Annotated in this window: 1 pseudogene; it reads right to left on the minus strand. The window is 63.2% G+C overall.

The window, feature by feature from the left end:
- Positions 1–2: 2 nt before the first annotated feature.
- Positions 3–14,196 (minus strand): annotated as a pseudogene (locus AC0IYN_RS28575) (non-ribosomal peptide synthase/polyketide synthase); the annotation flags it as partial.
- Between the last annotated feature and the right edge of the window lies 1 nt (position 14,197).

Below are 14,197 nucleotides of genomic sequence, written 5' to 3' on the forward strand. Positions count from 1 at the left end.
AAGGCCAACACAAAGCCTTCCAACTGCGGCGCCTCGAACAAGGTGCGCAAGGCGACTTCCCGTTCAAGCAGTTGACGCACACGCGAGATCACCTGCATGGCCAGCAACGAGTGCCCACCCAGCTCGAAGAAGTGATCGTTCAGGCCGATGCGCTCGGCGCCCAACACCTGCGCCCAGATCGCCGCGACCTGCTGCTGCAACGGCGTTACCGGCTCAACCCAGACGCCTTGCGACTGCGCGGTGTCCGGCTGCGGCAGGCCCTTGCGGTCGAGCTTGCCGTTGGGGGTCAGCGGCATCTGCGCCAGGAACATGAAGTGCGCGGGCACCATGTAGTCTGGCAGATGGGTTTTCAGCGCACGGCGCAAGGTTTCGCGCAATTCGCTTTCCTTGACGAGCGGGCCCTCGGCCGGCACGACATACGCCACCAGTTGTTTGCCGGTCGGACCGTCCTGGGCGACCACCACGGTTTCGCCAACGTTGTCCTGCTCACGCAGGCGCGCTTCGATCTCGCCCAGTTCGATGCGGAAACCACGGATCTTCACCTGATGGTCGACACGCCCGAGGTAATCCACCACGCCATCCGGACGGCCACGGGTCAGGTCGCCGCTGCGGTACACGCGACTACCCGGTTTGCCGAATGGGTCCGGCACGAAACGCTCGGCGGTCAGTGCTGGGCGCTCAAGATATCCACGGGCCACGCCCTCGCCGCCCAGGTACAACTCGCCAGCTACGCCGATGGGTTGCAGGTTGAGTTGCGAGTCCAGCACGTAGCCGCTGCGGTTGCCCAACAGCGTGCCGATGGGCGCGTAGACGGCACCGCATGGATCGCCACGGCGAGCCTTCCACAGCAACGGCGTGACCACGGTTTCAGTCGGGCCGTAACCGTTGAACAGGTAAGTCGGCTTGAGTGCGCGCCAGGCCAGGTCGTAGCTGGCCTGGGCTACCGCATCACCGCCAAAGCAGTACACACGCACTTTGGGTGGGTTGCCGTCACGCTCGGCATGCTCAGCCAACTGTTGCAGGTAAACCGGCGGGAACACCGCCATGGTCACATTGTGGCGGTGCATTTGTGCGTAGGTGTATTCGGGCAGCCACAGGCTGTCGTCACGGATCAACACGCTGGCACCATTGATCAGCGGATGCATCCAGCCTTCGTGGGAGCCGTCGAAGGCGAACGACATGAAGTGCAGTTCACAGTCAGACGGGCTGGTTTCATAGCGCTCGCCGGTGGCGATGATGTGCGCCACCAACGGGCCATGGGACACCGCCACGCCCTTGGGCATGCCGGTGGAGCCGGAGGTGTAGATCACGTAGGCCAGGTTATCGCCGTCCAATGCCACTTCTGGCGCCGTGTCGGCGTAATCCGCCCAGTCATCGGTGCGATCAATCGCCAGGGTGTCCAAGCCCTCGGGAATCGGCAGTTGCTGCAACGCACGGCTATGGGTCAGCAACAATTGCGCACGGCTGTCTTGCATCATGTACAGCAGGCGATCACGCGGGTATTCGATATCCAGCGGCACATACACGCCACCGGCTTTCATCACCGCAAGGAACGCCACCAGACTTTCGGCGCTGCGTGGCATGGCGATCGCCACGCGCACTTCCGGGCCGACGCCGCGGGCGATCAAGGCGTGGGCCAGGCGATTGGCCTGGCTGTCCAGCTCGCCATAGCTCAGGGTTTGCGCGTCGAATTTGACGGCGATCGCCTGAGGGTTTTCCCTGGCGCGATCAGCCACCAACTCATGCACAAGACGCTCGGCCGAGAAGCCTGCATCTGCCTGGTTCCACAGTTGAAGAATGTGTTGCTGCTCATCAAAGTCAAGCAGGTTCAGGTGCGCGATGATTTGCTCTTGATCGGCAACCATCGCCTGCAACAGGTTCTGCCAATGCCGCGCCATGCGCTCGATAGTCGACGCTTCGAACAGGTCGGTTGCATACCCCAGCGACGCCCAGAGCCCGTCCGGACTTTGCTGGACATCCAGGTCAAGGTCGAAATGGGCGGTACGCCGGTCCCACGCCAAGCCTTCGATGCGCAACTGCGCCAGCGCCTGGGGTTCATCACCGGTGCGACCTTCGGCCTGGTAGTTGAACATCACCTGGAACAGCGGGTTGAGACTCAGGCTACGCTCGGGCTGCAAGGCTTCGACCAGTTGCTCGAACGGCAGGTCCTGGTGCGCCTGGGCTTCCAGCGCGCGCTGCTTGACCTGGGCCAGCAACTGGGCAACGGTGGTTTGCCCATCGATATTGGCCTTGAGCACCTGGGTATTGACGAAAAAGCCGATCAGCCGTTCGGTCTCAACCCGGTTGCGATTGGCGATCGGCACGCCGACCCGAATGTCCTGCTGGCCGCTGTAGCGGTACAACAAGGTCTGGAACGAGGCCAGCAGCAACATGAACAGGGTCACGCCCTGCGCCTGGGCCAAGGCCTTGAGCTCGGCGGCCAGGGTGGTCGGCAGCGCTACGTCCAGGCGCGCGCCGCGATGGCTCTGTTGTGCCGGGCGCTGATGGTCGAACGGCAATTCCAGCACGGGTTGTTCACCGCCGAGCAGGTCACGCCAGTAATCGAGCTGGCGGACCTTTTCCCCAGCCTCCATCCAGGTGCGTTGCCACACGGCATAGTCGGCGTACTGGATCGGCATACCCGGCAGGTCTGGCGCCCGGCCCTGGCTGAATGCGGCATACAACTGCACCCACTCATCGACCATCACTTGCATCGACCAACCATCGGACACAATGTGATGCTGCACCAGCACCAATACATGGTCGTCTTCGGCCAGGCGCAGGAGGGTCACGCGCAACAACGGCCCCTCTTGCAAATCGAATGGCCGGGCGATCTCGGCCTCGACCTGGGCCTGTAGATCGGCCTCGTTGACCTCGCCCAACCTGATCGGCAAGGCGGCGTCAGTTCGAATCACTTGCCGCGCGCCCTCCGGCTGCACTTGCACATGGGTGCGCAGGCTTTCATGGCGCGCCACCAGGGCCTCGAAACTGCGTTGCAGCGCCGAGACATCCAAAGCCCCCTTGAGGCGCAAGGCGCTGGGGATATGGTACGCAGCGCTGTCCGGGTCCAACTGCCAGAGAAACCACTGGCGCTCCTGGGCGTAAGACAGCGGCAGTGGGTGTTCGCGGCCCACCGCCAGCAGCGGCGGCGCCTGCTCACCTTCCGGCGCCTCGAGTGCGTGCAGGGTGGCGGCAAAACCTTCAAGGCGCGGTTGCTCGAACACCAGTTTCAGCGGGACTTCACGCCCCAATGCATGACGCAGGCGCGACACCACCTGCATCGCCAACAACGAATGCCCGCCCATCTCAAAGAAGTGGTCAGTCAGCCCTACCCGCTCGGCGCCGAGAACATCGGCCCACACTGCGGCGACTTGCTGCTCCAGTTCCGTGACCGGCGCGACCCACACCTGCTGCGATTGGCTGGCATCCGGCTTGGGCAGTGCCTGGCGGTCCAGCTTGCCATTCGGGTTCAGCGGCATGCGTTCAAGGAAGATAAGGTGCGCAGGCACCATGTAATCCGGTAATTGTTCACACAGGATCGACTTGAGTGCTTCGGCGTCGTTTTGCTCGGCAACCAAATAAGCAACGAGCTGGTTGTCGGCCGCCAACACCAGCGTCTCACGCACGCCCGCCTGGGCCAGCAACAGCGCTTCGATTTCACCCAGCTCGATGCGGAAACCGCGGATTTTCACTTGATGGTCGACCCGGCCGACGTACTCGATTACACCGTCAGCGCGGTAGCGTGCCAAGTCGCCGGTACGGTACAGACGCTCGCTGGCCTCACCGAAAGGGTCCGGCACAAAACGCTCAGCCGTCAGCAACGCACGGTTCAGATAGGCACGCGCCAGGCCACAGCGGCTGCCGATATACAACTCGCCCACGGCGCCCAACGGTGCCAGGTTCAGATCGCGATCCAGTACATACAACGCGCGACCTGGCAGCGAGCGGCCAATCGGGCTGGCGGTGGCGCCGATCAGTTCGGTGCCCGCCGTGCAGTCCAGCACGCTCGATACCACGGTGGCTTCGGTCGGGCCATAGGTGTTGAGCAAACGCACATGGCCGAGCCCGGCGTTCAACCACTGTGCCGGACCGTCCAGCGGCATGGCTTCGCCGCCAATATGGATCTGGCGAAGCGCGCCGTAGGAGCGCGGGCCGGCGGCCAGGCAGTCGAGCAGGAACAGGTTCCAATAGGCGGTCGGCAAGTCGGCCAGGGTAATGCCCTGGGCGATGATTTCATCGTACAACCGCGCGCTGTCCCACAACTCCGGACCGCGCAGCACCACGGTGGCGCCGTGGGTCAATGCCGGGTACAACTGCTCGACGAAACCGTCGAAGTTGAGGGTCGCGAATTGAAGCACGCGATCCTCACGGGTCAACCGTGAATAACCCGCGGCAATGCTGGAAAACTCGGTGAGTGCCGCATGGTTGATCGCCACGCCCTTGGGCTTGCCGGTGGAGCCCGAGGTGTAGATTACGTAGGCCAGGTTTTGCGGCGAGACCGCTACCTGCGGGTCGCGCTCAGGGCACAGCGCCAGGCGCGCATCCGCCAGGTCCAGCGTCGCCATGCCTTCGGGCAATGGCATCGGCACATGGGCCTGGGTCAGCACTAGGCGCACGCCGCTGTCTTCGAGCATATGCAGCAGGCGTTCACGCGGGTATTGCGGGTCCAGTGGCACGTAGGCGCCGCCGGCCTTGAGCACCGCCAGCAGGCTCACCACCATATCGAACGAACGCTCGACCGCTACGCCCACCAACACTTCCGGGCCAATGCCCAGACTGATCAAGTGATGGGCCAGACGGTTTGCCTGACGGTTCAGCTCAGCGTAACTGATGGACTGATCGTCCAGGCACAAGGCAACCGCGTCGGGATGCTGCTGAACCTGGGCTTCAAACAATCCCTGTACACCCACCAGGTCCTCAAACGCTGCCGCGCTGTGGTTCCAGTCTTGCAACAACCGGCGTTGCTCGTCGTCGACCAACATCGCGAGTTGCGCAATGCGATTGCCGGCGCGCCCGACCACTGAACGCAACAACGTTTGCCAATGCGCAGCCATGCGCTGCACGGTCGCCACGTCGAACAGGTCAGTGGCATAGGTCAGCGACGCCCAAATGCCTTCGGGCGATTCCTGGGTATCCAGGCTCAGGTCGAACTGCGCACTCAGGCTGTCCCACTCCAGGGTTTCCACCGCCAGCCCCGGCAACTGCTGCTCACCACGTACCCGACGGCCTTCGGTCTGATGGTTGAACATCACTTGGAACAGTGGGTTGTGGCTCAGGCTGCGCTCGGGCTGCAAGGCCTCCACCAACTGTTCGAACGGCAGGTCCTGATGACTCTGGGCCTCCAGCGCACGTTGCTTGACCTGGGCTAGCAACTGACGGAAGGTCATTTGCCCGTCGATGTCGGCCTTGAGTACCTGGGTATTGACGAAAAAGCCGATCAACCGCTCGGTTTCCGAACGATTGCGGTTGGCAATCGGCACGCCAACGCGGATGTCCGACTGCCCGCTGTAGCGATACAACAGGGTCTGGAACGACGCCAACAACAGCATGAACAGCGTCACGCCTTCGCGCTGGGCCAACGCCTTGAGGCCGGTGACCAGTGCCGCGTCCAGGCCAATATCCAGGCGCGCACCGCGATAGCTCTGCACGGCCGGACGCGGGTGATCAAGCGGCAACTCCAACACTGGCTGCTCGCCGCCTAACTGCTCGCACCAATAACCGAGCTGACGCTCTTTTTCGCCGGCTTCCATCCAACTGCGCTGCCACAAGGCGTAGTCCGGGTATTGAATCGGCAAGTTTGGCAGGCGCAGGTCTTGGCCCTGGCTGTAGGCGACGTACAACTGCACCAGTTCGTCGACCATCACCTGCATCGACCAACCATCGGAGACGATGTGGTGCAATACCAGCACCAACACATGATCATCGGGCGCCACCTGCAGCAACTTGACCCGCAGCAGCGGGCCTTGTTGCAGATCAAAGGGCTTGGCGACCTCCACTTGCACCTGGGCTTCAAGCTGCGCGGCGTCACCCGTTTCGAGGGGGATATCCAGCTGCAATTCAGGCCTGACCACTTGCAGCACTTGGTCAAGATCCTCATGCAAGTAGGTGCGCAGGCTTTCGTGGCGGGCGATCAGGCTGTCGAAGCTGCGTTGCAAGGCCGCCCGGTCAAGGCGGCCTTTCAACCGCAGGGCGCGCGGCAGGTGGTAGGCCGGGCTCTGCGGCTCCAACTGCCACAAAAACCACTGCCGCTCCTGAGCATAAGAGAGCCGAAGGGGCTCACCTTCCTGGCGCTTGAAAACCGGGGCAATCTCAAACAGGTTGATGCCCTGCTGCTTGAGCATTACCGCCAACGCTTTCTTTTGTTGCGCCGAAAGTGACCCTACCGACTCGATTAATGCTTGCACGCCACGCCCCTCAGGAAATCAATTTATCCAAATCTTCTGCTGATAGACGTTTGAGGGCCTCCAAGGATTTAGCCAATGCGTCCTGCACCGGCGAATTATTTGTCTGCTGGGCCGCCACATGGGCGATGAAATCAGCCAGGGTCGGGGTGGTGAAGATCGATTTGACGTCGAATTCGGCGTGCAACTGCTCGCGCAGGCGCACCACCACCTGGGTGGCCAGCAGGGAATGCCCGCCCAGTTCGAAGAAGTTGTCGTGCATGCCCACCCGTTCAACGTCCAGCACCTCGGCCCAGATCGCGGCGATCTGCTGTTCCAGCTCGCTGTTCGGGGCGACGAACTCCCGGGCTTGCAGGCTGGCGTCGGCTTTCGGCAGGGCTTTGCGGTCCAACTTGCCGTTGGGGCTCAGGGGCATCTGCTCCAACACCATCCACTGGGTCGGGACCATGTAGTCCGGCAGCTGTTGCGCCAGATGGGCGCTTAGCACATTGCGCCAGTCGTCATTGGCGTTTTGCAGCACCAGGTAGCCCACCAGGAACTTGCCATCCACCGCCAGTACGGCAGCCTCACGCACCCAGTCGTGTTCCAGCAGGCGCGCTTCGATTTCGCCCAACTCGATGCGCAGGCCACGCAGCTTGACCTGATGGTCGATACGCCCGGCGTACTCGATCACACCGTCTTCGCGGTAAAGCGCCAAGTCGCCCGTTCGGTACAGGCGTTCGCCCTTGACGAACGGGTGGGCAACAAAACGCTCGGCAGTCAGTGCCGGACGACGATGGTAACCCCGCGCCAGGCCGATGCCGCCCAGGTACAACTCGCCCAGCACGCCGACCGGCACCGGCTCAAAGTTGCTGTCGAGGATGTAGCACCCAAGGTTGGCAATCGGGCGACCGATCGGCACCGCGTCGCGGCCTTCATCGACACAGGTCCAGTGGGTCACGTCGATGGCGGCTTCGGTCGGGCCGTAGAGGTTGTAGAGCCTGGCCTGCGGCAGCTTGGCGAAGACCTGCTGTTGGGCGTCCACCGGCAAGGCCTCACCGCTGCAGACGATGCGGTGCAGGGTGTGACAGGTCGCAACCGTCGGGTCTTGCAGAAAGGCCTGCAACATCGACGGCACAAAGTGCAGCGTGGTGACCTGCTCTGTATTGATCAGCTTGATCAACTTGGCCGGATCCCGGTGAGCGCCCGGCGCCGCAACCACCAGGCGTGAGCCAGTCATCAGCGGCCAGAAGAACTCCCACACCGATACGTCGAAGCTGAACGGGGTCTTTTGCAACACGGTATCGCTGACATCCAGGCCATAAGCCTCCTGCATCCAGTGCAGGCGGTTGGCCAGGGCCGAATGACGGTTGCCAGCGCCTTTAGGTTGGCCGGTGGAGCCTGAGGTGTAGATCACGTAGGCGAGATTTTCGCCGTGTACCGCGATTTCAGGATTGGCGTCGCTGTAGCCTTCGAACGCGGCTTCACCCAGCACCAGGCTATTCAAGCCTTGCGGAATCGGCAGTTGCTCAAGCAGATGCGCCTGGGTCAGCAGCAGTTTCACGCCGCTGTCGTCGAGCATGTAGGCCAGGCGCTCACGCGGGTATTCCGGGTCCAGCGGCACATAGGCACCCCCGGCCTTGAGCACCGCCAGCAGGCCTACCACCATTTCAATCGAACGCTCTACCGCCAGGCCCACCAGCACGTCCGGGCCCACACCGGCCTCGATCAATCGATGAGCCAGGCGATTGGCACGACGGTTCAGCTCGTCATAGCTCAAGCGCTGCTCGGCAAACACCAGCGCAGCAGCGTCCGGCGTGCGCGCCACCTGTTGTTCAATCAGTTGATGTACACAGTGCGGTAACGGGTAGTCCTGCGCCGTGGCGTTCCAGTCAACGACCACTTGTTGACGTTCCGCCACCTCCAGCATTGCCAGGTCGCCCAGGCGTTGTTGGTCGCCTTCGAGCATGGCTTGCAGCAGGTTGACCAAATGGCGGCCATAGGTTTGCACTGTGACTGCGTTGAAATGCGCACGCGCAAAGCTGAATTGCACCGACAGCGTGTCACCGACATCCACCAGCACCGTCAGCGGGAAGTTGGTTTGTTCGTACGAGTCCGGCACGCCAAAACGGATCCCGCTGCCGCCGCTCTGTTCCAGGGCCTTGGACACCGGGTAGTTTTCAAACACCAAGATGTTATCGAACAAGGCTTCACCGCCCTGCCCGGCCCAGCGCTGGATATCGTACAGCCCGGTGTGTTCATGCTCACGCAACGCCAGGTTCTGCGCCTGCACCGCTTGCAGCCAGTCGGCCACTGTCTGTTGGGCGTCCACCGCGCAGATCACCGGCAGGGTGTTGATGAACAGCCCGATCTGCTGCTCCACCCCCGCCAACTCTGCCGGGCGCCCGGCCACGGTGGCGCCGAAGGACACCACCGGCTGCCCGCTATGGCGCTGCAACAGGACCAGCCACGCCGCCTGGATCAGGGTGTTGAGCGTGACCTTGTGATTGCGCGCGAAGGCTTCAAGCCGTTCAGTCAGTGCGCGATCCAGGCTGAGCTGATGCTCGCCATGCCCGTCCGCCGCCGTCGGCTGGCTGCTGCCCAGGCGTGTGGGTGCTTGCAGAACGCTCAGTTGTTCGCGCCAGAAGGTTTCAGTCGCTGCGGCATCACGCTGCTGCAGCCAGCCGATGTAGTCGCGATAACGCCCGGCCGCTTCAGGCACTGCGACACCGGCATAACGTTGCAGCACTTCGCCGAACAGCCGCGAATTGCTCCACCCATCCATCAAGATGTGATGGCTGGTGTAGATCAATTCATGGCGTTGCTCATCGGTGCGCACCAGTACCAGGCGCACCAGGGGCGCCTTGGCCAGATTGAAGCCCTGGCGGCGCTGGGCCTCCTGAAGGTTCTGCAATTCCAGTTCGCGCTCCGGCATGGCACGCCAATCGAGGTGTTCGATCGGCAACCGAGCCTCGCGATAGACCACTTGGCACGGCCATTCGAGCTGGCCCTCCCAAAAGAACCCGCTGCGCAGTACATCGTGGGCTTGCACCGTGGCATCCCAAGCTTGCTGGAACCGCGCCACGTCCAGGCCATCGGCCGTCACGCGGATCTGGTTGATGTAGTCGCCGGCAGTCTGTTCATACAGGGTGTGGAACAACATGCCCTGCTGCATCGGCGACAGGGTGTAGATGTCTCCAACGGCGTCGGCGGCCAACGGCAGGGACTCCAACTGCTGCTGGTTCAGGCGCGACAACGGGAAGTCGGACGCCGTCACGCCGTTGTTGCCAGGCGTGCAGCAGTGTTCAACCAATGCGGTCAGTTCGCGGGTGAAGGCCTGGCTCAAGGCTTCGATCTGCGGTGCGTCGAACATCAGCGGGCTGAAGGTCCAACCCATTTGCAGTTCGCCGCCGTACACCTGGCCGTTGAGGGTCAACCAGTTGCCCAGTGGCGCATCCGGGCTCTGTTCGGCGCCAGCGTGCTCCGAAGCTGGTGTGAACAGACCGTCCGGCTGGTCAAAGCTGCCGTCGAACTGGCCCAGGTAGTTGAAGGTAATGCGCGGCACCGGCAGCGCCCTGAACGCCTGACGCGTGGCGTCGTCACCCAGGTAACGCAGCGCGCCGAAACCCAGGCCTTTGTCCGGCACGGCACGCAGTTGCTCCTTGACCTGTTTGATCGAGGTGGCCAGGGATTCGGCCGGGGTCAGGCGTACCGGGAACAGGCTGGTGAACCAGCCGAGGGTGCGGGTCAGGTCGATGTCGTCGAACAGGTCTTCACGGCCATGGCCTTCCAGCTGGATTAGGCTGGAGGGTTGCCCGGTCCATTGGCAGATGACGCGTGCCAGCGCGGTCAGCAGCAGGTCGTTGATCTGGGTGCGATAGGCCGTGGGCGCCTGTTGCAGCAATTGCCGGGTGTGTTCGGCGTCCAGTTGGCTGACCACGGTCTGCGCCAGTCGACCGGGACGTGCGCCGCGTGGATCCCGGCACGGCAAGTCGGTCGGCACGCCCTGGAGCTGTTGCAGCCAGAAGTGTTTTTCTGCCTCCACGGCTTCGCTGCGGGCGTGGGCTTGCAAGCGCTCGGCCCAGGCCTTGAACGATGTGGTCTTGGCCGGCAACGGTTGCTGGCGATACAGGCTTTGCAGGTCTTCGAGGAACACTCGCCAGGACACGCCGTCCACCACCAGGTGGTGCATGACCAACAACAGGCGCTGGGAACCGTCGGCCATCTCGGCAAGCACCGCACGCAGCAGTTGGCCTTGCTGCAGGTCGAGGCTGCGCTGGGCGCGTTCGCACAGGGCGTGCAGTTCGGCGGCGTCGTGTAGGTTCGCCTGCCATAGCAGGGGTGCAGCCTGCGCATCATGCCGTGCGGTCCAGGCCCCGGCCTGCTGGCTGAAGCTCAGGCGCAGCACGTCGTGGTGCTGGGTGAGGACTTGCAGCGCCGCTTCCAACGGCTCCGCCTCAAGGGGCTGGCGTGGCGTCAGCAGCAAGGACTGGTTCCAGTGGTGACGGTCCGGCAGGTCCATCTCGAAGAACAATTGCTGGAACGGCAACAACGGCGTCTCGCCCTGCACCAGGCCCTGGTCGATCACCTGAGCCGTCTGCAACTGCGCCACGCGGGCCAGGCTGCGCACCGTTTGGTGCTGGAACAATGCCTTGGCAGTGAAATGGATACCGGCGGCACGGGCGCGGCTGACCACTTGAATGGAGATGATCGAATCACCACCACGCTCGAAGAAGTTGTCGTTCAACCCCACTTGCTCGACACCCAGCACCTCGGCCCAGATTGCGGCGATCTGCTGCTCCAGCCCACTCTGCGGCGCTTCGTAGTGGTGGGTGGCTTCGGGCTTGGGCAGGGCTTTGCGGTCCAGCTTGCCGTTGGGGCTCAAGGGCATTTGGTCCAGCAGCATCCACTGGGCCGGCACCATGTAATCCGGCAGATGCTGGCCCAGGTGGGCACTCAGCACATCGCGCCAGTCGTCGCCGGCGTTGTGCAGCACCAGGTAGCCCACCAGGTATTTGCCGTCGACCGCCAGCACGGCGGCCTCGCGGACCCAGTCGTGTTCCAGCAGGCGCGCTTCGATTTCACCCAGCTCGATACGCAGGCCGCGCAGCTTGACCTGGTGGTCGATACGCCCGGCGTATTCGATCACACCGTTTTCGCGGTAGCGCGCCAGGTCGCCAGTGCGGTACAGGCGTTCGCCTTTGACAAACGGATGCGCGATAAAACGCTCGGCCGTCAGGGAAGGACGGCGGTGATAACTACGGGCCAGACCAACGCCGCCCAGGTACAGTTCGCCCAGCACGCCGACCGGCACCGGTTCGAAGTTGCTGTCGAGGATGTAGCACCCAAGGTTGGCAATTGGGCGACCGATCGGCACCGCGTCGCGGCCTTCGTCGATGCAGGTCCAGTGGGTCACGTCGATGGCGGCTTCGGTCGGGCCGTACAGGTTGTAGAGCCCGGCCTGCGGCAGCTTGGTGAAGACCTGCTGTTGGGCGTCCACCGGCAGGGCTTCGCCACTGCAGACAATACGTTGCAGGCTTTGGCAGCTCGACGCCGCCGGGTCCTGCAGGAACGCCTGCAACATCGACGGCACAAAGTGCAGCGTGGTGACCTGCTGCTGATTGATCAGGTTGATCAATGTGGCCGGATCGCGATGATCCCCCGGCGCCGCCACCACCAGGCGCGAGCCGGTTATCAGTGGCCAGAAGAACTCCCACACCGACACGTCGAAGCTGAACGGCGTCTTCTGCAGCACGGTGTCGCTGGCGTCCAGGCCATAGGCTTCCTGCATCCATTGCAGGCGGTTCAGCAACGCCGAATGACGGTTGCCGGCGCCTTTGGGCTGGCCGGTGGAGCCGGAGGTGTAGATCACGTAGGCAAGGTTTTCGCCGTCCAGCGCGACGCCTGGGTTGGCGTCGCTGTAGGCTTCAAAGGCCAAATCGCCCAGCACCAGGCTTTCCAGGCTATCCGGAATTGGCAGTTGATCAAGCAAATGTGCCTGGGTCAGCAGCAGTTTCACGCCACTGTCGTCGAGCATGTAGGCCAAGCGCTCACGGGGGTATTCCGGGTCCAGCGGCACGTAGGCACCCCCGGCCTTGAGCACCGCCAGCAGGCCCACGACCATCTCGACGGAACGCTCCACTGCCAGGCCCACCAGCACGTCCGGGCCTACCCCGGCTTCGATCAGGCGATGAGCCAGGCGGTTAGCGCGGCTATTGAGCTCGGCATAGCTAAGGGTCGCCTCGTTGAAGCGCAACGCCGGCGCATCCGGTTGTACCAGCGCCTGGGCCTCGAACAACTGATGCACCCACTGCCCTTGCGGATAGTCGCGCTTGGTGGCGTTCCACTCAGAGAGAATCTGCTCGCGCTCATGGGCGTTGAGTGTCGCCAGGTCCTGCAAAGGCAACGCGGTGTTCGCCACGGCCGCGCGCAACAGGCTCAGCCAGTGCTCGGCCATGCGCGCCACGGTGGCGGCACTGAACAGGTCGGTGGCATAGGTCAGGGAGGCCCAGATCGCGTCGCCGCTCTCCTGGGTATCCAGGCTCAGGTCGAACTGGGCGCTGTGGGTGTCCCATTCGAGGTTGGCCACGCGCAAGCCCGGCAGCGCGTGCGCTGCTGCTTGAGTGCTGGCCTGGTGATTGAACATCACCTGGAACAGTGGGTTGTGGCTCAGGCTGCGTTCCGGTTGCAGCGCTTCCACCAGTTGCTCGAAGGGCAAGTCCTGATGGGCCTGGGCCTCCAGCGCACGGCGCTTGGTGTGTTGCAGCAGCTGGGCGAAGCTCATCTGGCCGTCGAGGTCGGCCTTGAGCACTTGAGTATTGACGAAGAAACCAATCAGTGACTCGGTCTCGACGCGGTTGCGGTTGGCAATTGGCACGCCGACGCGGATGTCCGGCTGGCCGCTGTAGCGATAAAGAAAGGCCTGGAACGAGGCCAGCAGCAGCATGAACATCGTCACGCCTTCACGCTGGGCCAGGGCTTTCAACCCCGCAACCAGTGCCGGCTCCAGCGCGATGTCCTGGCGCGCGCCGCGAAAGCTCTGTTGCGCCGGGCGCGGCTGGTCGAAGGGCAACTCCAGCACCGGCTGCGCGCCGCTGAGCAGTTCGCGCCAGTACGCCAGTTGACGGGCCTTCTCCCCCGCTTCCATCCAGCTGCGTTGCCACAGCGCATAGTCGGCGTACTGGATCGGCAGCGGCGCCAAGACACAATCCTGGCCCTGGCTGTAGGCGGCGTAGAGCTGCATCAACTCCTGCACCATCACGCCCATCGACCAACCATCGGAGACGATATGGTGCTGCACCAGTACCAGCACGTGTTCTTCTGCATTCACTGCGAGCAAGCTGACCCGCAACAAAGGGCCTTGCTGCAAGTTGAAGGGACGGGCGATTTCAGCTTCGACACGGGCCTTGAGGTGTGCTTCGTCGACCGCGCTTTCGGCGATCTCGATCACGCTGTGGGCCAGCACCTCCTGGGCACGCTCATCGGCGTCCAGGTGCAGGCGCGTGCGCAGGCTTTCATGGCGTGCCACCAGGGTGTCGAAACTGCGTTGCAGGGCGGCCTTGTCCAACTGGCCGCTCAGGCGTAAGGCGCCGGGGACGTGATAGGCGTCGCTGTCCGGGTCCAACTGCCAGAGGAACCACTGGCGCTCCTGGGCGTAGGACAGCGGCAGCTTCTGGCCGTCCTCGCGGATCGAGGCAATCGGTAGCTGGGCGAAGCTCATGCCCCGGCTTTGCAGGCGCTGGTAAAACTGCTGGCGCTGTTCCAGAGGCAGGCGAAGAAAGCGCGAAACCAGGTCGATATTAGGGTTGGAAAGCATG

This window comes from Pseudomonas sp. AC112 (assembly GCF_979253545.1).